The organism is Halohasta sp. A2 (genome assembly GCF_056175805.1).
Map to the genome: position 1 here is coordinate 1 of NZ_JAQFWV010000064.1, position 18,080 is coordinate 18,080.

Annotated in this window: 20 protein-coding genes and 1 tRNA gene; 7 read left to right on the forward strand and 14 right to left on the reverse strand. The window is 58.5% G+C overall.

Annotated features, from left to right (window positions below; all coding sequences use genetic code 11):
* Positions 1-122: 122 nt before the first annotated feature.
* Positions 123-1,358 carry a mandelate racemase/muconate lactonizing enzyme family protein gene (locus O2S87_RS14600; protein WP_475409513.1) on the reverse strand — a complete coding sequence of 412 codons (1,236 nt, stop codon included), beginning with the start codon at positions 1,356-1,358 and terminating at the stop codon, positions 123-125.
* A 182-nt stretch (positions 1,359-1,540) separates the two neighbouring features.
* Between O2S87_RS14600 and O2S87_RS14605 the strand changes: the two genes are divergently transcribed.
* Positions 1,541-2,476 (forward strand): 1,4-dihydroxy-2-naphthoate polyprenyltransferase, encoded by a 936-nt coding sequence (locus tag O2S87_RS14605; protein WP_475409514.1) that lies wholly within the window; start codon positions 1,541-1,543, stop codon positions 2,474-2,476.
* Positions 2,476-3,540, forward strand: a complete 1,065-nt coding sequence (gene menC, locus O2S87_RS14610) for an o-succinylbenzoate synthase (RefSeq protein ID WP_475409515.1) — start codon at positions 2,476-2,478, stop codon at positions 3,538-3,540. The genes O2S87_RS14605 and menC overlap by 1 nt, the downstream gene beginning before the upstream one ends.
* Positions 3,541-3,552: 12 nt before the next feature.
* On the opposite strand, the gene O2S87_RS14615 is transcribed toward menC, so the two are convergent.
* From O2S87_RS14615 to O2S87_RS14660, 10 genes are all read right to left on the reverse strand, one after another.
* Positions 3,553-3,999 carry a halocyanin domain-containing protein gene (locus tag O2S87_RS14615; RefSeq protein ID WP_475409516.1) on the reverse strand — a complete coding sequence of 149 codons (447 nt, stop codon included), beginning with the start codon at positions 3,997-3,999 and terminating at the stop codon, positions 3,553-3,555.
* A gap of 120 nt (positions 4,000-4,119) precedes the next feature.
* Entirely contained in the window at positions 4,120-4,266 is a 147-nt protein-coding gene (locus O2S87_RS14620) for a DUF7557 family protein (protein WP_475409517.1), read from the reverse strand.
* A 65-nt stretch (positions 4,267-4,331) separates the two neighbouring features.
* Complete coding sequence (locus O2S87_RS14625) at positions 4,332-5,315, reverse strand: isocitrate/isopropylmalate family dehydrogenase (protein WP_475409518.1); 984 nt, start codon at positions 5,313-5,315, stop codon at positions 4,332-4,334.
* Between the two features lie 95 nt (positions 5,316-5,410).
* A complete protein-coding gene (gene leuD, locus O2S87_RS14630) occupies positions 5,411-6,043 on the reverse strand; it encodes a 3-isopropylmalate dehydratase small subunit (RefSeq protein ID WP_475409519.1) in 633 nt (210 codons plus the stop codon).
* Positions 6,040-7,461, reverse strand: coding sequence for a 3-isopropylmalate dehydratase large subunit (leuC, locus tag O2S87_RS14635; protein WP_475409520.1), 1,422 nt, complete (start codon positions 7,459-7,461; stop codon positions 6,040-6,042). The genes leuD and leuC overlap by 4 nt, the downstream gene beginning before the upstream one ends.
* A 41-nt stretch (positions 7,462-7,502) precedes the next feature.
* Positions 7,503-8,516, reverse strand: a complete 1,014-nt coding sequence (gene ilvC, locus O2S87_RS14640; RefSeq protein ID WP_475409521.1) for a ketol-acid reductoisomerase — start codon at positions 8,514-8,516, stop codon at positions 7,503-7,505.
* A 23-nt stretch (positions 8,517-8,539) separates the two neighbouring features.
* Entirely contained in the window at positions 8,540-9,241 is a 702-nt protein-coding gene (gene ilvN / locus O2S87_RS14645) for an acetolactate synthase small subunit (protein ID WP_475409522.1), read from the reverse strand.
* On the reverse strand, positions 9,238-11,013 hold the full coding sequence (ilvB, locus tag O2S87_RS14650; protein ID WP_475409523.1) for a biosynthetic-type acetolactate synthase large subunit: 1,776 nt from the start codon (positions 11,011-11,013) through the stop codon (positions 9,238-9,240). Before ilvB ends, ilvN begins: the two co-directional genes overlap by 4 nt.
* 167 nt (positions 11,014-11,180) lie before the next feature.
* Complete coding sequence (locus tag O2S87_RS14655) at positions 11,181-11,339, reverse strand: hypothetical protein (RefSeq protein ID WP_475409524.1); 159 nt, start codon at positions 11,337-11,339, stop codon at positions 11,181-11,183.
* A gap of 27 nt (positions 11,340-11,366) precedes the next feature.
* Positions 11,367-12,671, reverse strand: coding sequence for a LeuA family protein (locus O2S87_RS14660; RefSeq protein ID WP_475409525.1), 1,305 nt, complete (start codon positions 12,669-12,671; stop codon positions 11,367-11,369).
* Between the two features lie 49 nt (positions 12,672-12,720).
* Here O2S87_RS14660 and O2S87_RS14665 point away from each other — a divergent pair, with 49 nt between their 5' ends.
* Genes O2S87_RS14665 through O2S87_RS14675 form a run of 3 tightly spaced genes read left to right on the forward strand, consistent with a single transcriptional unit; the run spans position 12,721 to position 14,166 of the window.
* On the forward strand, positions 12,721-13,005 hold the full coding sequence (locus O2S87_RS14665) for a DUF5779 family protein (RefSeq protein ID WP_475409526.1): 285 nt from the start codon (positions 12,721-12,723) through the stop codon (positions 13,003-13,005).
* Between the two features lie 43 nt (positions 13,006-13,048).
* The gene (locus O2S87_RS14670) at positions 13,049-13,738 is read left to right on the forward strand and encodes a hypothetical protein (RefSeq protein WP_475409527.1); all 690 of its coding nucleotides are present in this window, start codon (positions 13,049-13,051) and stop codon (positions 13,736-13,738) included.
* The gene (locus O2S87_RS14675) at positions 13,738-14,166 is read left to right on the forward strand and encodes a JAB/MPN domain protein-containing protein (RefSeq protein ID WP_475409528.1); all 429 of its coding nucleotides are present in this window, start codon (positions 13,738-13,740) and stop codon (positions 14,164-14,166) included. Before O2S87_RS14670 ends, O2S87_RS14675 begins: the two co-directional genes overlap by 1 nt.
* 1 nt (position 14,167) lies before the next feature.
* Here the strand turns inward: O2S87_RS14675 and O2S87_RS14680 are convergent, their stop codons facing one another.
* The gene (locus O2S87_RS14680) at positions 14,168-14,377 is read right to left on the reverse strand and encodes a ribbon-helix-helix domain-containing protein (RefSeq protein WP_475409529.1); all 210 of its coding nucleotides are present in this window, start codon (positions 14,375-14,377) and stop codon (positions 14,168-14,170) included.
* A 104-nt stretch (positions 14,378-14,481) separates the two neighbouring features.
* Between O2S87_RS14680 and O2S87_RS14685 the strand changes: the two genes are divergently transcribed.
* On the forward strand, positions 14,482-14,808 hold the full coding sequence (locus tag O2S87_RS14685; RefSeq protein WP_475409530.1) for a hypothetical protein: 327 nt from the start codon (positions 14,482-14,484) through the stop codon (positions 14,806-14,808).
* Between the two features lie 17 nt (positions 14,809-14,825).
* Here O2S87_RS14685 and aglJ read toward each other — a convergent pair whose 3' ends face one another.
* Positions 14,826-15,878 carry an S-layer glycoprotein N-glycosyltransferase AglJ gene (gene aglJ / locus O2S87_RS14690; RefSeq protein WP_475409531.1) on the reverse strand — a complete coding sequence of 351 codons (1,053 nt, stop codon included), beginning with the start codon at positions 15,876-15,878 and terminating at the stop codon, positions 14,826-14,828.
* Positions 15,879-16,058: 180 nt separating this feature from the next.
* Between aglJ and O2S87_RS14695 the strand changes: the two genes are divergently transcribed.
* A tRNA-Lys gene (locus O2S87_RS14695) sits at positions 16,059-16,132 on the forward strand.
* 524 nt (positions 16,133-16,656) lie between these two features.
* Here O2S87_RS14695 and O2S87_RS14700 read toward each other — a convergent pair.
* A complete protein-coding gene (locus O2S87_RS14700; RefSeq protein WP_475409532.1) occupies positions 16,657-17,727 on the reverse strand; it encodes a hypothetical protein in 1,071 nt (356 codons plus the stop codon).
* Between the last annotated feature and the right edge of the window lie 353 nt (positions 17,728-18,080).

Genomic DNA, 18,080 nt, shown 5'->3' on the forward strand with positions numbered 1-18,080 from the left:
TGTGCTTCATTGATCGCGTCATCAAGCTCTTTTTCCGACAGATGTTTCACCAACTTGGTCCGACGAGAAGCCTTCATTAGCGCCTATACGCGCTCCGTAGATTCAAACATAGCGCAGACCACTCACGCCTCATCGAATAGGGTCTCGCCGTCGATCATGTGTTCTTCGACGGCATCCATATCGAGGGTCACGCCGAGGCCCGGTTTTTCGGGAATCTCGATGTAGCCGTCCTCGATGACGTCCTCTTCGACCAGATCCTCCCACCAGCCGAGTTCGTAGCTGTGATACTCGACGGCCAAGGAGTTCGGAATCGCCGCACCGACGTGGGCCGACCCCATCGTCGCCACCGGCGAGGCGACGTTGTGCATCGCCACCGGAACGTAGTACATATCCGCGAGATCCGCGATCTTGCGAGTCTCGCGCATGCCGCCGACCTTCGGCATGTCGGGGGCGATAATGTCGACGGCCTGATTCTCGATGAGGCGGCGCTGGCCGTGTTTCCGGTAGACGTTCTCGCCGACGCCGATGGGGGTGGTGGTCGACTGGGTGACCTCACGCTGGACATCGTGATTCTCCGGCGGGACGGGGTCTTCGAGCCACCAAACGTCGTACGGTTCGAGCGCTTTGGCGAGCCGTTTGGCGCTGCCGCCCGAGAAGGTCCAGTGGCAGTCGAACGCCACGTCCGCCCGCGAGCCGACGCGCTCGGTGACGGCCTCGACGATGCTCACTTTGTGGTCGATCTCGACGCCACGCAGGTGGCGGTTCGCCCGATCCTTTTCATGGCCCGAGGGCACATCAAGGTCGAATTTGAGGGCATCGTAGCCGAGTTCGTCGACGACGCGTTCGGCTTCGTCGGCACAGGCGATCGGGTCGGCCTCGTCTGCGGTGTGGCAGTCACAGTACACCCGGACCTTATCGCGGTACTTGCCACCCAACAACTGGTAGGCCGGAACGTCGAGGATCTTCCCGGCGAGATCGTGAAGAGCAACCTCTATGCCCGATATCGCGGTGACGGTGACGCCGCCGATCGAGCCCTCGCCGGACATCTTCTGGACGAGATGTTCGGTCATCCGGTCGATGTCGAGGGGATTCTCGCCGATGACGAACGGTTTCATCCGCTCGATGAGTTCCGGCGCACCTGCCCCCCAGTAGGCCTCACCCGTGCCGACGACGCCCGCGTCGGTGTACACCCGAACGAGCGTCCACGGGAAATTGCCGTCGACCATCGTCGTCTGCACATCGGTGATTTCGACGTCTCGACCGCCGCCGCGTTCGCCTGTGACACCCATCGTCTCAGCGGAGAGCTCCCGCATCGTGTACTCCGCGTTCGGATCGTGAAGGTTGTCGTAACTGACCATATCGGCCTTTCTATTTCCAGCGGTAAATAGTACGGGCGTTCGTAGACGGCCGTCTCACCCCTTCCACAGGCACGATTAGAAAATTTATTATATACTGAGTAAGTATTTTCTCACCTGGTTACTCCTAGGACGTCCGTCGACAAATCCGAAGCTTCACTGGTTCGGCGACCCGAGAGTCTACAATGAGCGGTTCGGAACTCTCTCAAACCCGTGCGTGGGTGCTTGCCGCCCGCCCCCAGACACTTCCAGCGGCAGCCGCACCCGTCGTCGTCGGTGCCGGTCTGGCCGTTCACGACGGTGTGTTCGCTCCGATTCCGGCACTCGCGGCGTTCGTCGGTGCCGCACTCATCCAGATCGGGACGAATTTCGCCAACGATTATTACGACGCGATTCAGGGCGCAGATACCGAGGCCCGTGAAGGGTTCACGCGCGTCACTCAGTCGGGCCTCATTTCTCCCTCCCGTGTCAAACAGGCTATGTATCTCACCTTCGGAGCCGCGATCGTCGTCGGAAGCTATCTCGTCTACGTCGGCGGACTCCCGATTGTAGTTATCGGGCTCCTGTCGGTCGCCTCAGGCATCGCCTATACGGGTGGTCCATACCCACTCGGCTACCACGGGTTGGGTGATCTGTTCGTTTTCGTCTTCTTCGGTGTGATCGCCGTCATGGGCACCTATTATGTACAGGCTACTGCTGTGCTTGCCGCCACGCTGTCGACCACAATTCCACCGGGAACCCTGACGTGGACCGCGTTTGTCGCCAGTCTTCCGGTGGCCGCGCTTTCGACGAACATTCTCGTGGTGAATAATATCCGTGACCGTAAAGAGGACGCCACGACTGGTAAACGAACGCTCGCGGTCCGATTCGGCTACCGGTTCAGTCGACTCGAGTACGCCGGGCTCGGGGTCGTTGCCTATCTGGTTCCGGTTTGGCTCTGGCTCGTCGAAGGGTTCTCTCCCACCGTACTGCTCGCGCTGTTGACTGCCCCGGTCGCGCTCTGGATTACTCGGACAGTCTGGACACGGACCTCGGGGGCTGCACTCAACCCCGCGCTCGAAACCACTGGAAAGTTACTCGCAGCCTACTCGGTGTTGTTCGCGGTCGGGTTGGCGCTCTGATGTGGGTCGACACATTTTCACTCGAACTCGACTCACCGCTCGAAACAGCTGCCGGAGCCATCACCGACCGCCGTGGGTTCCTCGTCGGTCTAACGGTCGACGGTGTCCGTGGACTCGGTGAGGCGACTCCGCTTGCCGGCTGGACCGAGTCATACAAGGCATGTAAAACTGCGTTGGAGACGGTCGCCACGGAGTCGACGGCCTCCGAATTCGAGCCGCCGAACCCAGTAGAGACCCCGGCTGCCGCACACGCGGTCGAACTCGCTCGATTGGATGCGATCGCCGGCCGAGCGGGTCGACCGCTTGCCGAGATTCTTTCCGAGGCCGCGTTCGGCTCCGGTCAATCGATCAACGATTCAGTTCCAGTCAACGCCACGATCGGTGATGGACCGATCGATGAGACAGTAGCGAAAGCTACGAGTGCCGTCGACGAGGGCTTCGAGTGGCTCAAACTGAAAGTGGGTACTCGCGAGCCACATCGAGATTTAGAGCGAATCAAAGCGGTCGATAACGCGGTCGACGATGGTGTTCGACTCCGCCTCGACGCGAACGGCGCATGGGATCGGTCGACTGCTCGACGCATGGTCGATCAGGTGGCGAACATCGGCATCGAATACCTCGAACAACCGCTTTCGTCGACCGACCTCACGGGGCTCGCTTCCCTTCGGGGCCGGGGGGTCGCTATTGCGGCTGACGAATCCATAGCCAACGCGTCAGTCCAAGCGGTGATCGACGCCGACGTTGCCGATTTCATGATTCTCAAACCGATGGCTCTCGGCGGCCTACAACGAACGGTCGAGGCGGCCGCAGCCGCCCGAGCCGCGGGCATCGAACCGGTCGTGACAACGACTGTCGACGCCGTGGTCGCACGAACCGCGGCCGTCCACGCTGCCGCAGCGATCCCCTCAGTGACTGCCTGTGGGTTAGCGACTGGACCGCTACTGGCTACAGATCTCACGAACGATCCCGTCTCGATCGTCGGGGGCCGCGCACAGCTCCCCACTGGTCATGGGCTCTGTGGCGACTGGTTTGACGACCTCCGATCCCGTCCCGACAGTATATAAATTAGTCACTGCCTACTCGACGACGTCGACCGCCCCGACCATGCCTTGGTCCTGATGGGGGGTGCAGGCGTACCGGTAGACGCCTGATTCGTCGAACGTATGACTGAACTGTTCGCCCTCATCGTACAACAGTTCGCTCTCGAAGGTTCCGTTTTCTTCGACGACGTTGTGGCCGTTTCCGAGGCCGGTCCACTCCCACTGTACGGTCGTTCCAGTGGTTACGCGAACGGCTGCTGGTTCGAACGAGAGTCCCTCTCCGGAGCCAACGGCGACCTGTATCTCGGCTTCGTCGGTTCGATCGGCCGTCCCCTCGAAGTTTCTCGCCCCACTGAACCAGTCGCCATACGTGTCGGCTTCAATACCGTCGTCGCTGCCGCCTCCGAGACAACCGGCACCTCCGACCGCAAGCCCGCCAATCATCGCTGCGAGCACGGATCGTCGACTCAACGCGTTAGTCATACGGCCAGTAGGAGGCCGCTACCTATGAGTGATGCTTTTCGCGACGTCGACAGGCGACCACCACACCGATAAGCGAACAGCTTCCGACTGAGTCACACGAACTGCACAAAAACACGTGAGTTAGATGTCGCCGCTTCGAAACATCGTCAGCTCTTCGGCTTCGTAGATGTTGAGTAGCTCGGTCACGATTTCGTCGTACGATTCGTCGTCCGTTCGGAGCTCGTCGAGTCGTGCTGTCGTCTCCTCGCTGAGATCGATCTGGACCATGCGCGGATATCAACTGCCAGTCGCTTAACGGCGCGGTCAGTTTTCTGAAACAAAGGCCGTGAGACCTACAGTCGGTCGACGATCGCCGTCGTCATCGTCTCGGTGTCGGCGTCGCCACCGAGATCACCCGTTCGCGGCCCGTCGGCGAGCACGCTCTCGACGGCAGTTTCGACCTGCTGTGCTTCCTCGCTGTAGCCGAGATGATCAAGCATCATCGCTGCCGAAAGGATCGCTGCTGATGGGTTGGCGATTCCCTTCCCAGCGATGTCGGGGGCGGTGCCGTGGACCGGCTCGAACAGCGCGTTGTCGTCGCCGATGTTCGCGGAGGGCAGCAGGCCGAGTCCCCCAACGAGGCCAGCGGCGAGATCCGACAGCACGTCGCCCGCGAGGTTCGGACAGACGATCACGTCGAACTGCTCGGGGTCGAGACAAACGTGCGTCGCAAACGCGTCCATCAGCACCTCGTCGGTGTCGACGCCTCGTTCGTCGGCCACTCCCACGACGCCGTCGCGGAACCGACCGTCGGTTTTGCGCATCACGTTTGCCTTGTGGACGACGCTGAAGCCGTCGTGGTCGTCGCTGTCTTCGACATAATCGCAGGCGAACTCGGCGAGCTTTTCGGACGCGGAGGTGGTAACGACGCGAGTCAGTGTCGACAAATCGTCCGAGAGGTCGTCCTCGTGGCCCGAGTAGACACCCTCGGTATTTTCGCGGAGAAAGACTAGGTCGGTCTCGGGCCGGACAGCGTCGACTCCTGGATACGCCTTGGCGGGTCGGATGTTGACGAACGACTCGACAGCGTCTCGAAGCGGGAGAATCACGTCGGCGGCGGTCTCGCCCGCCGCGCCGAAGAGGGTTGCGTCGGCGTTGGCCGCCAGATCGTAGGTCGACTGTGGAAGTGCCTCGCCTGTTGCGTCTTTGACGGCGTCGCCAGCCTCGCCGTCGACGAATTCGAGATCGAGATCGAGCGATTCGAGAACCTCAATTGCTGCCGGAATCACTTCCCCTCCGATGCCGTCGCCTTCGATGACGGCGATTTGGTGAGTCATATGGATTGTCTGTGAAGGACTGAAAAGAGGATGTCGATGTCTCGAAGCACAGCTCTGGAACCGTTGTAAACAAATAAAAAGCTGCAACGGGTCGTTCAGTCGTCGGCTGGGATCTCGCTGTCCCGAACGTACGGCAGCGACTTTGCCTTCTCGCGAACTGTGTTCGCGTTCGATTTCATCAGTGCGGTCGTGTCCCAGACACCCTCAACGAGGGCCTTCCGCTGGGCATCGTCGACCGTTGCCTCGACGACCGTCTCGCCGTAGGTGACTGTCTCGTGTTCGACGTCGACCTCGATTTCGGCATCGGGGTTTGCGTCGATGAAGTCCTGGAGGGCTTCGGCCTCCTCGGGACTGACCGTCAGTGTTGGGATTCCGAGCGCGAGACAGTTCCCCGCGAAAATCTCGGCGAAGCTCTCGCCGATGATGGCGTCGATTCCCCAGCGCATCAACGCCTGTGGAGCGTGTTCACGCGAGGAGCCACAGCCGAAGTTGTTGTTGACCGCTAGAACATTTGCGTTCTGGAACTGCGGCTCGTTGAATGGATGGTCCTTCTCGTTGTCGTCGTCATCGAACCGCAGATCGAAGAAGGCGAACTCGCCGAGGCCCTCGAAGGTGACGACCTTCATAAAGCGCGCCGGGATAATCTGGTCAGTGTCGATATCGTTGCCGCGGACTGGAATGCCGGTGCCGCTAACGTGGGTGACTTGGTCGGCTGGCCCGTCGCTCATGCGGCGACCACCTCCTCGAGTTCGCGGACGTCAGTGACCTCGCCGGTCACCGCAGCGGCCACGACCATGATCGGACTCATCAGGACGGTTCGACCGTCCTTCGAGCCCTGACGACCGACGAAGTTTCGGTTCGACGAGGAGGCACAGGCTTCGTCACCCTGGAGCTGGTCCTCGTTCATGCCGAGACACATCGAACAGCCCGCACCGCGCCACTCGAAGCCGGCCGCCTTGAAGATCTCGTCGAGACCTTCTCGCTCGGCGGCGGCTTTGACGCGCTGGCTGCCAGGGACGACCATCGCTCGCACGTTGGGGTCGACCTCCCGACCCTCGACCAACTCTGCGGCCGCCCGCAGATCGGGCAGTCGGGCGTTCGTACAGGAACCGAGGAAGGCGACATCGATTGGGTAGCCTTTCATCGACTCGCCGGGCTCGACGCGCATGTGTTTCATCGAACCGCGGGCGGTCTCCTGTTTTTCTTTTGAGAGCGATTCGGGCTCCGGGATCTGCTCGGAGATGCCGATTCCCTGACCGGGGGTGGTCCCCCAGGTGACGACCGGCTCGATCTCGGAGCCGTCGATGGTGACGATATCGTCGTACTCGGCGTCGTCGTCGCTGCGGATCGACTCCCAGTACTCTTTGAGTTCGGCGAACCGTTCGGGTTCGTCCTTGAACGCATCAGTCTGTTCGAGCCACTCGTAGGTGGTCTCGTCAGGGTTGACGTAGCCCGCGCGAGCACCGCCCTCGATGGACATATTACAGATGCTCATGCGGCCTTCCATCCCAAGGTTCTCAATGGCCTCTCCGGCGTACTCGTAGACGTAGCCGACCCCGCCGTCGGTGCCGAGTTTCCGGATGATCGTGAGGATGATGTCCTTGGCGGTGACGCCCTCACCGAGCTCGCCGGTGACCTTGATCTTTCGGACCTTCTGTTTTTCCATCGCAATCGTCCCCGTTGCGAGGACGTCGCGGATCTGGCTGGTGCCGATCCCGAACGCGAGCGCACCGAACGCCCCGTGGGTAGAGGTGTGACTGTCACCACAGACAATCGTCATGCCAGGCTGGGTGATTCCCTGCTCGGGGCCGATGACGTGGACGATGCCCTGGTTGCCGGTGTCGGGGTTGTCGAAGACGATGCCCGAGTCGCGAACGTTCGCTTCGAGTTCGGCCATCATCGTCTCGGCCGCGTCGTCGCCGTAGGGGCGAGACTGGTCGGCCGTCGGGACGATGTGGTCGACGGTTGCGTGGGTCAGTTTCGGGTAGGCGACGTCGAGTCCGCGCTCGCGAAGCATGCCGAACGCCTGGGGGCTCGTGACCTCGTGAATGAGGTGGAGCCCGACAAACAGCTGTGTCTGTCCGGTCGGCAGCGTCGTGACCGTGTGTCGATCCCATACTTTGTCGTACAGCGTTCGGTTGCTCATCTGTTAGCTCCGGTTGTGTGTTTGTTGGTCATCTGTCGGCTTTACTCTTCGTCCCCGTCAGCCCACGAGAACAGCCCGCGCAGTTCCTCGCCGACCTGTTCGATCTCGTGGTTCTCTTCGGCGTCTCGAAGCTGGCTGTAGTTCGGCCGCCCAGCCTGGTTTTCGAGAATCCACTGGCGGGCAAAGGTGCCGTCCTGGACCTCTTCGAGAACCAGCTCCATCTGCTCGCGGGCGTGCTCGTCGACGACGCGGTCGCCGCGGGTGAGTCCGCCGTACTCTGCGGTGTACGAAACCGAGTCCCACATCTCGCTGAGCCCACCCTCGTACATCAGATCGACGATCAGTTTGAGCTCGTTCATACACTCGAAGTAGGCCATCTCGGGGCTGTAACCCGCCTCGACGAGCGTCTCGTAGCCCTGTTTGACGAGGCTCGTCACACCGCCACAGAGGACGGCCTGCTCGCCGAACAGATCGGTTTCGGTCTCTTCTTGGAACGAGGTTTCGATGGTTCCAGCGCGGGTACAGCCGACACCCTTCGCGTAGGCGAGCGCACGTTCTTTGGCGTCGCCAGTGACATCCTGGTAGATCGCAACCAGACCTGGTGTGCCCTCGCCTGCCTCGTAGTTTCGTCGTACGAGGTGGCCTGGCGATTTGGGGGCGACGAGCGTGACGTCGATGTCGTCGCTTGGCTGGATCTGATTGTAGTGGATGTTGAAGCCGTGGGCGAACTGGAGGGTGTCGCCTTCGTTGAGTTCGTCTTTGATCTGGTCGTACACCGCGGGCTGGACCGTATCGGGGACGAGAATTGAGACAACCTCGGCCTGGGCGGCGGCCTCTACGGGGGTCGCGACATCGAGTCCGTCGGCTTTCGCGGCCGCGCGCGAGGACGAATCCTCACGGAGGCCGACGACCACGTCGACCCCGCTGTCGTGGAGGTTCTGGGCGTGGGCGTGGCCCTGGCTGCCGTAGCCGAGGATTGCGACCGTGATGTCGTCGAGATAGCTCTGGTCTGCGTCGTCGTCGTAGTAGATCGTCGTGTCGAGTTCGTCTGTCATGTATGTGTGAATGATAACCGCTGTTAGTTGGTGGTTTCGGCTTGGCTCTCACTGTCGTTTTCCTGTTCCGTACCGCCGTCGGCTTCGATACCCACAGCCGTTGCCTCCGCAGCGGGCTTCTCGCCGGGTGTCGTCGGCCGGTCACCACGCGAAAGCGCGGTCGGGCCGGTCCGGGCGATCTCGATAATGCCGAACTGGCGGTAGGCGTCTAGGGCATCCTCAATCTCGTCGTGTTTGCCGGTCAGCTGGACCGTGATTGTCCGCGGACCGGCATCCAGCGTCGACCCGTCGTACATCTGGGTGATCGCCTGGACCTTGTCGGGCTCGTCGCCGCGAACCTTGAGCAAGACGAGTTCGGAGCGGATCGCTCGCGATTCGAGTTCGCCGACAGAGATCACGGGTTTGAGCTTCGCCAACTGCTTTTTGACCTGCTCGATACCTGGCTCGGTTTCCTCGACGATCAGCGTGATTCGGGCGTTGCCCTCGACCGTCGTCGGTCCGACAGTGAGGCTCTCGATGTTGAACTGTCGACGACTGAACAGTCCCGAGACGCGCGCCAGCACGCCCGGTTCGTGTTCGACCAGCGCCGACACCATCGCCGTGCGGGTGTCGGGTTCGGCCTCGACTTCAGGGTCGATCCTGATTCCCTGACTGTTTCGCCGCCCATCCGGGTGGGGCCGCTCCTCCGGTCGTGGGCCTTCGAGACCCTGTGCGTTCTCGCTCATAGCTGATCCTCCGAGAGTGCGAACTTGCCATTTGGTGCGCCGCTGGCGACCATCGGATAGACGTTGGCTTCGGGATCGATGTGGAAGTCGATGACCGAGGGTCCATCGTAGGCGAGTGCTTCCTCGATCGCGGGAGCGACCTCGTCGTAGTTGTCGACGCGCCAGCCCTGGGCCCCGAAGGCCTGGGCCAGTTTGTCGAACTCCGGCATCCAATTGTACTCCGAGGCCATGTGTCGACCCTGGAAAAAGGCGTCTTGCCATTGGCGGACCATCCCGACGTACTCGTTGTTGAGCACGGCGATCGTGATATCGAGGTCCTCACGCACGGCGACCGAGAGCTCTTGGAGCGTCATGAGGAACGACCCATCTCCGTCGAAACAGACGATATCCTGGTCGTCGTCGGCCGCAAACCGCGCGCCGATTGTCGCGGGAAGTCCGTACCCCATCGTACCGAGTCCGTGTGATGAAACCCACGTTCGGGGCTCAGTGAACTCCCAGTATTGGGCAGCCCACATCTGGTGTTGGCCGACTCCGGAGGTGACGATCGTGTTGTCATTGGTCGCCTCGTCGAAGGCTTCAACGATGAACTCAGGTCGGAGCGGGGCGTTCTCGTCGACCTCGTAATCCATCGGGTACTCCTCGGTCCACGTCTGGCACTGCTCGCGCCACTCGCGGGCGTCGGGCGCGTGGTCGATCTCAGCAGTGAGCTGATCGAGCACTGCCCCCGCGTCGCCGATACAGGCGTAGTCGGCGTGAATGTTTTTCGAGATTTCGGCGGGATCGATGTCGACGTGGACGACCTCTGCCTCGGGCGCGAAGGTGTCGATGCCGCCGGTCAGGCGGTCATCGAATCGGGTGCCGACGCCGATCAAGCAATCGGTATGGGTGATCGCCATGTTAGCGTAGCCCGTTCCGTGCATTCCGGCCCACGAGAGACAGAGTTCGTCGTCCTCGGGGAAGGTGCCGATACCGGGCATGGTTGTGACGACCGGAATACCGTGATCACGCGCGAACGCGCGGGCAGTCTCACAGGCATTGGCCTTCATCACGCCGCCGCCGAGCAGGAGGAGGGGCTTTTCGGCTCGCTCGATTGCACGGGCTGCGGCTTCGATGTGCTCGGGGTCGGCCGTGGTCGGCGGCTTTGAGCCAGCCGGCAGCGTTGGCTCGCCCGGTTCGATCTCGGTTTCTTCGAAGCTCACGTCCTTCGGGAGGTCGACCAGCGTCGGGCCGGGGCGGCCGGATTCGGCCAGTGCAAAGGCTTGACCGACCGTGTTGCCGATGGTGTCGGCGGAGTTGGCGAACCAGTTGTGTTTGGTGATCGGCATTGTGACGCCGGTCGTATCGGTCTCTTGGAACGCATCCGAACCGACCATGTGGCTTGGCACCTGGCCGGTCAGCGCGACCATCGCGTCCGAGTCCATGTTGGCGTCGGCGATCCCGGTCACGAGGTTCGTCGCCCCTGGACCCGAGGTAGCCAGACAGATCCCCGGCGAGCTAGCGACGACGCCGTATGCATCGGCCGCATGCGAGGCCCCCTGCTCGTGGGCCATCGTGATGTGTTCGATATCGGAATCCCACAGCGCGTCGTAGATCGGCATGATTGCACCGCCCTGAACGCCGAAGGCGTGTTCGACGCCCGCGTTTTCGAGCGCGCGAACGACCGATGACGAGCCATCGGTGACTGGGTCGGTTTCGGTTGCCTGCTCTTCGGTGTCGGTCGACGTCTCTGCGTCGGTTGCTGGATCGGCGGTAGTCTGTGCGGAGTCGCTCATGTGAGGGTTCCTCCTCGATAGGCTGCTGTCGGTTCGGTGGCTGTGCGTCTCGGCTGATCTGTGTGTTGGCTACTGGTCATTGTCTGCTGTCTGAGTCCTCGTGACCACCCGCTCGGTGGAATACTGGAAATTCGGTTCGTCTCGGTGAGGAAAAGTGGAAAAGGGGCTCAGGCCCCTACGATACCGATGACGTCGACAGCGACGGCTCCACGAAGCTGTGGGCCGTGAACGAGGGTACGCTGTCGCATTGTATTCATGCCAACAACGTCTGTCAGTATAATACTTACGCGTTGGTCGCCGTGTCGACGGCTGGTGCTGTCGCTCACCGGCGAAAACTACCCCCGAAGCGGCCATCAGGTTCGGACCTCCTCGGGTTGCCGCACGCCGACCTCCTCGGCGAACCGCTGGATGACGCTGTCGGTGACCGCCTGCTTTTCGGCACCGAACTCCTTGACGAGCTTCGTGACCGCTCGGACTTCGGGGTCGGTCGGCTCGTAGCCAGCGTCCTCCAAGCGCTTACGAACCGAGTGGGTCCCGGTGTGTTTGCCGAGCACGAATTCGCGGGACGCGCCGACCATCTCGGGGGTCATCACGCCGGGTTCGAACGTGTCGGTGTTTTCCATCACGCCCGCGGCGTGAATCCCGCTCTCGTGGGCGAACGCGTTGCGGCCGACAACCGCCTTGTTCACGGGAATCGGGATATCCGATTTCTCTTCGACCAACCGAGCCAACTCGGTGATCCGGGTGGTGTCGATCCCGGTATCCACGTTGTAGAGGCTCTCGGCCGACATCACGACCTCCTCGAAGGCGGCGTTACCAGCGCGCTCGCCGATGCCGTTGACCGAGACCTGCGCCTGGTGGGCACCGGCCTCGAACCCCGACATCGCGTTTGCGCTCGCCAGCCCGAAGTCGTCGTGTGTGTGAACGTCGATCCGTGCGTCGGTGTGTTCGCCGACTACCTCGATCAGCTTCGCAAACCGCGAGGGGGTTGCGACGCCGCAGGTGTCGGGAATGTTGATCCAGTCGACGCCAGCCTCGCTGACTGCCTCGACTACCTTGATGAGGAACGCCTCGTTCGTCCGGGTGGCGTCCATCGGTGAGAACATGACTTCGAGACCAGCATCCCGGACCATCTCGATGCAGTGAACCGCCCGCGAGATCGCTTCATCGCGGCTGGCGTGCATCGAATCCTGGAGCTGCACGTCGCTTGTGCTCACGAAGACGTGGACCATATCCACGCCCGCGTCGATCGCCGCCTCGACGTCCTTGTCGACGACCCGGGCTAACCCACAGGTCGTCGCATCGGTCGACGCCGCAATGTCCGAGACCGCCTCGAACTCCGGCTCGGAGTTGACGGGGAACCCAGCCTCGATGACGTGGGTGCCCATCTCGTCGAGCAGCTCGGCGATGGCGCGCTTGTCATTGTAGTCGAACGACGTGCGTGGCGACTGCTCGCCGTCACGCAGCGTTGTGTCGAAAATTCGTACTGACTCTATCTCGTCAGTGCTGTCTAATGTGCCCTCGAAGAACTCGATCCGCCGGTGAATCCGACAAGTCCTCCGTGTCTTTGTGAGACATGTACTTGGGTCGAAGGCCGACAACGCATATAAAATCACCGCTTCTGTGAACGACCCGGGCGTCGACCAGACGGCGTTCACAGACCACCACCGTCCGAACGCTTTTTGTCTCGGCTGATAACCCATCAGTATGACCGACTTCGATCTCGATCTACGAGACGCGGAAGCAGAACTGGGCGACCTGCCGAGCGACCAGGTGGTTTTGGGTGTGCTCAACGGTGAGACACCGGCGGACGAATGGATTCAGGCCGTCACACAGGGCAACGTCCTCGTGCTCTCGGTCGAAGGGGATCTCAACACGCTCGCCGCAGGGTTCGCTCGCGAAGTCAAAGACATGGGTGGCGAACTCATGCATTTCCGGGAGTTCCTGATCGTCACACCGGACGAGATTCAGATCAATACCGACCGGCTCTGAGCCCGAGCCCGGATTTAAGCCCGTTCGGCACCTCCACTCACGCATGCCGATGAAAGGAGACGGCTCGACGACGCTCCGTGAGATAGACCGGTTCGACGGGGGCGTCGGCTGGATCGCTTACCCCGACGAGACGATGCAGCGGGCGAGTCACGCCCTCGAGACCGATGAGGGACTCTGGCTCGTCGACCCGGTCGACGCGCCGAACCTCGACGAGTTGCTCGCCGAGTTCGGTGATGTCGCTGGCATCGTTGTCTGTTTGGACCGCCATAAACGAGATGCCGCCGTAATCGCCCGTCGACACGAGGTGCCCGTGCATATCCCACACTGGATGTCCGGTGTCGCCTCGGAGATCAACACCTCGGTCCGACGGGCCGAAGGGCAACTCGGCGAGTCGAACTACGAGCTGTTTCGCATCCGGAAGACGTCGGTTCCGCCGTGGCAGGAGGCCGGACTCTACAATCGCGAGACGGGAACGCTCGTCGTCCCAGAGTCGGTCGGCACTGCCGACTACTTTCTCGCCGACGGTGAGCGACTCGGCGTGCATCCGATGTTACGGCTCACACCGCCGCGTGAGTCACTCAGCCAGTTCAGTCCACAAGCAGTGCTAGTAGGTCATGGTAAAGGGGTCCTCACGGATGCGGTTGGTGCGCTTGACGACGCCCTCTCGTCATCCAAACGGAACGCACTCCCGCTCTATGGGAAGACTGTTAGGCAGTTCATAACGGGGAATTAGTGACCGTCTACGCTACCGAGGGTCTCATCGAGGTCCTCATCGAGTTCGCCAAAGAGCGCGACCCCCAGCAAGCAAACGTACCCGTTGCGGCCACGCCTGCCGGGAAGTTGGCGGGCGTCGACAGTCACCTCCAAGACATCGAGCCGACAACACCAGTGCTCTCGCATTTCTATCTCCCCGACGCCGCTGGCTCGGTCAACGCCGTTTTCGGGGTCGATCTCGGCACGCCATCCGGTGGCGCACAGGCCCGGTTCGTTTCACACCCGACAGGACCGCGTGCGATTACGAAAACGGATGACTTGGCGAGCGTGGTGTTGCTCGCCGTTCCACCGTGGGAGCCAGAATCAGTGGTTGCGTTCGACCGAAGTGGCCGACGGCTTGGACTCATCCGCTTGGACGCCGAACCGCCCATCGAGTCGATCGAATAGCCTACTCCAGATATCCCAGATCACGGAGTTGATCGGTGATCTCGGTGAACTGGTCTTCGGTCAGCCGCCCCTCGCGCTGATGTTGAATGACAATACTGCGGAGTAGAAACCGAACCAGATCGCTCGTCGACGTGAAACTCGTCCCTTCGATCGTCTCGTCGACCCGTTCGGCCAGCTCTTTCGGAATCGAGACCGTCGTGTAGTCGGCCATACCGCTCTCACCGGTTGCGGGCCGAATAAACCACCTGTTTTTTGTCTCGGAGAGTCAGTCGAGTACGACTGGATTTTTACGATTTGCGTTCGAACACCGGTTCAATGGGAGCCAGACCACCGCAGAACGAAACGCGGGAGCCGGCTGTCATCGAGTTCGGTATCGCTGCGCTCGCTGCGCGGCTCGATGACGCTGATATCGAGTTTCCGACGACGAGTAGCGAACTCTGTGCGGCGATCGACGATACCGCGATCCCAGTCGACGGAGCTGGCAATACGATCGAGCTCCGAACCGCGCTCGACCGACTCCCACAAACCGAGTTCGACAGCCAAGCCGCGCTTCTCGATTTACTTCACCCGGTGTTCGAAGAGCACCGAAAACAAGCCGGAAACAGCGTTATGGGCCGGATCAGGGCATTACTGCCGTTTTGAGTTACCCAGTCGAACCCCTACTCCGGGTTCGTCGCCGGTTCGGCTGCAGTCGGTTCCGTCGACTTTTCGGCGGTTGATTCCGGTGACTGCTCGGCGGTCGACTGTGGCGATTGTGAGGATGACTTTGAGTCGGACAGCTGTTCAGGGCCCGCGGCAGCGGCTTCGAGTCGGTCGATGCGTGTGAGCTGTTCGTTGTGCAACGAGAGAATCAGATCCGCAAGTACGCCGAACATCAGTAACTGCACGCCGAACAGGACGAACGCGGTTGCGCCCACTGCGATGATCTCGTGGCCGACGCTGTACATGAACCACCGAACGATGACGAATGCCGAAAGTGCGAGGCCAGTGAGTGTCGACAGTAGTCCGACGCTTCCGAAATAAAAGAGTGGATTGCTCGTTTTCGCCTTTCGATACAGCTCCATGAAGATGATTCCGCCGTCCTTGATCGGATGGAGATTCGTCGACGAGCCATCGGGCCGAGGATGGTAGCTCACTGGAACGACATCGGTTTTGACGCCGTTTTTCGCACACTCGACGGCCATTTCGGTTTCAATACCGAACCCGTCGGCCGACAGTGCGAGTTCCCGAAGCGAGTCAGTTCGAAACGCGCGATACCCCGAGAGAATGTCCCGGTAGTCCTCACCGTGAATAAACCGAAACGAACGGTTAATGAGTCGATTGCCGAGCTTGTTGAGCCGAGTCATCGCACCCGGCTCCATGTTGGCAAACCGGTTTCCGATAACGTGATCGAACCCACCGACGAACAGCGGTTCGAGCATTCGCTCGGCGTCGTCGGCCCGATACGTCATATCCGCATCCACCATGAGAACGTACTCGGCGTCGATGGAGTCGACCGCCTCTCGGATCGCTTGGCCCTTACCCGTTCCTGACTGCGTTGTCACGCGTGCGCCTGCTGTTCGCGCCCGCTCGCGAGTATCGTCCGCCGAGCCACCGTCGACTACCAGCACGTCGTCGAAGCCGAGCATTTGATACGCCTGTATGACGTCGACGATCGTCTCGGACTCGTTGAGAGTCGGCAGGAGGACACAGACATCCGCACTCGGTTGCATTACCGTGGATTCACGACCCAGCGACTAAAACTGTGTGTGTTTTGTGAGTATTTTTCGTTCGTAGGAAAGACGATGGCATCAGCCGGGGTCGACCTGGTCGCTTTCACGGAGTCGACAGGCCGACTGCTGAGACAGACAGAAGGAAACGCCTTTTAGGTCCTACCGGAAAGAAGCACGTGAGGGCTGGTAGCTCAGTTTGGCAGAGCGACGGACTCTTAATCCGTCGGTCGCGTGTTCAAATCGCGTCCAGCCCGCTTTTGCTCCTCACGATCCTGAGTCGTGAACATCGCGTGACGACGACGGTGTTGTCCTCTAATCGGCGATATAGACGGGTTGAGTTCGTTCACCAGGGGAACGGCACCCCCTTCCGTCTGGCATCTGGCTAAGAGTTGGCGCGCACGGATCTTAGGCCTTGTGGAGAACTAGCACTGAACTGTAGGAGACGACAGAGATCGTTCCGAACCAAACCTGGAATCATCTGTGCCCTACGGTTCACAATATTAGTCAATATTATTGCCCATTTTACTGGGAAAGTTCCTATTTGTTCTGTGATGAGACTTGGCATTAATATCAGATAAAGAGTAAATTAGGACAACATATCACCACCCCTCTTTTGTAACTTGAATTGTACTATGATGCTGACACATCATTAGTAATTATAGAGATTTTAACATAGATTTCATCAGAGGGAGTCAAGATGAAAGAGATGGTCTACACTGAGAAGAAAACAATCTAGTTGAACAGAGACTAGTCATAGATACCACAATAGAATGGAGTGTCAGTAGCTGTCGATTGATTCTATCACAGAAACCACTATTAATATACTACCAACCAGAGTAACATACAATCCATTTCTAATATTAATAATCCCGCGTGCAAATTCATCGTCAGGGATATGACCCCAGTATAGTGGATCTATAATATACATTATACTAAAAAATCCTATTAGAGTTCCAATAAGAAGCGATAGTTGTTTATTCTTTCTATTCCAATTATTAAATACTAGTAATACTAAAATGACAACACCACCTATTAAAGTAAATATTCCATCAGTATCAACACCTCTAATAATGAGGTTAGATCCAAGAACAGATGCAGACATCCACGGCATTAGTGCACCAAGTATAACCAAACTAGATCCTACACCTGTTAATTGCTTCTTTTGTTGTGAATCTAATTGATTCAATACTACGTCTAGTAGTGTTATATTTCCATTAATTTTGGTTCGGCGAGCTGTTCCCCGATTAGTGTCTAGTGGTTCACGACAATTACCACAAAAATCTCCGCCAAATTTTATTTCTGTGCCACAAAAAGAACAATAACCACGGTTTTTATATTCATCAACATTGTTTTTCTGTGTATTTTCTTTTGAGGTTTGATTTTTATCCAACTCTCTTTTAGAACTTGTTGTATTCAATAATCTAACATTATTAAATTTGTATATCAGATATGTGCCCACAGTTGTCAAAAGAACACTAACTAACGCAAAATATATTCCACCATTAAGAAGATCAAATAACTCTAGTAATACTTCAACGATAGATGCAGCCATACTGAATATAAAGAAATAAAACCCGAACCTCAGCAATCTTGTGGATGACTTATATACTCCATATGCGATGATTATTAGAGTGAGTGCATAAACTAATTGGATAGATAAACCAACATATGGTTCTGCTATTGCATCTATACCTAAAAGATTATCACCGAAATGAATAAATATGTTCACAATTGAGTTATTACCCATGTAAATAATTGGCACAAGTAATGCCAAGATTAGAATTGGTGTTGACTCAACAAGGGTTTCTGAATATGTGAGCCGTAGTATCACACTTACTACTTGAGACATGCTAATAAAAGCACATAAAAATATTATATATTTTGATTTGATATATCTAGATAAGAATGAACTCATAGTTCCACATTGATGGGTGTGATTTTTACAAAAATATTATTTCGACGGATATATCCTTTTTTGCCCATTGACCTTTGTAAAGAAATGATTGTACCACACACATTAATGTTTTCAAATAAATATTTGGTCGCGTCTCAGGATCGTTTAGAACCAAGCCAATACTCACCGCAACGAAGTAGCAGTTGATACGTTAGAGGAAGGGGACTGTTTCGGTGCTAGAATGAAAGAGTCCCCAATCGAGATTACACTCACCGTTCAATTGGTTCTGACGATTGATCCTACCAAGC

What these genes read in the sequence shown, in the direction of transcription:
- O2S87_RS14600 (WP_475409513.1), bottom strand. Translation starts at nt 1,358, where the DNA reads ATGGTCAGTTACGACAACCTTCACGATCCGAACGCGGAGTACACGATG.
- O2S87_RS14615 (WP_475409516.1), bottom strand. Translation starts at nt 3,999, where the DNA reads ATGACTAACGCGTTGAGTCGACGATCCGTGCTCGCAGCGATGATTGGC.
- O2S87_RS14665 (WP_475409526.1), top strand. Translation starts at nt 12,721, where the DNA reads ATGACCGACTTCGATCTCGATCTACGAGACGCGGAAGCAGAACTGGGC.
- O2S87_RS14625 (WP_475409518.1), bottom strand. Translation starts at nt 5,315, where the DNA reads ATGACTCACCAAATCGCCGTCATCGAAGGCGACGGCATCGGAGGGGAA.
- menC (WP_475409515.1), top strand. Translation starts at nt 2,476, where the DNA reads ATGTGGGTCGACACATTTTCACTCGAACTCGACTCACCGCTCGAAACA.
- ilvN (WP_475409522.1), bottom strand. Translation starts at nt 9,241, where the DNA reads ATGAGCGAGAACGCACAGGGTCTCGAAGGCCCACGACCGGAGGAGCGG.
- O2S87_RS14605 (WP_475409514.1), top strand. Translation starts at nt 1,541, where the DNA reads ATGAGCGGTTCGGAACTCTCTCAAACCCGTGCGTGGGTGCTTGCCGCC.
- O2S87_RS14685 (WP_475409530.1), top strand. Translation starts at nt 14,482, where the DNA reads ATGGGAGCCAGACCACCGCAGAACGAAACGCGGGAGCCGGCTGTCATC.
- O2S87_RS14700 (WP_475409532.1), bottom strand. Translation starts at nt 17,727, where the DNA reads ATGTCTCAAGTAGTAAGTGTGATACTACGGCTCACATATTCAGAAACC.
- O2S87_RS14680 (WP_475409529.1), bottom strand. Translation starts at nt 14,377, where the DNA reads ATGGCCGACTACACGACGGTCTCGATTCCGAAAGAGCTGGCCGAACGG.
- ilvC (WP_475409521.1), bottom strand. Translation starts at nt 8,516, where the DNA reads ATGACAGACGAACTCGACACGACGATCTACTACGACGACGACGCAGAC.
- O2S87_RS14670 (WP_475409527.1), top strand. Translation starts at nt 13,049, where the DNA reads ATGCCGATGAAAGGAGACGGCTCGACGACGCTCCGTGAGATAGACCGG.
- ilvB (WP_475409523.1), bottom strand. Translation starts at nt 11,013, where the DNA reads ATGAGCGACTCCGCACAGACTACCGCCGATCCAGCAACCGACGCAGAG.
- leuC (WP_475409520.1), bottom strand. Translation starts at nt 7,461, where the DNA reads ATGAGCAACCGAACGCTGTACGACAAAGTATGGGATCGACACACGGTC.
- O2S87_RS14620 (WP_475409517.1), bottom strand. Translation starts at nt 4,266, where the DNA reads ATGGTCCAGATCGATCTCAGCGAGGAGACGACAGCACGACTCGACGAG.
- leuD (WP_475409519.1), bottom strand. Translation starts at nt 6,043, where the DNA reads ATGAGCGACGGGCCAGCCGACCAAGTCACCCACGTTAGCGGCACCGGC.
- aglJ (WP_475409531.1), bottom strand. Translation starts at nt 15,878, where the DNA reads ATGCAACCGAGTGCGGATGTCTGTGTCCTCCTGCCGACTCTCAACGAG.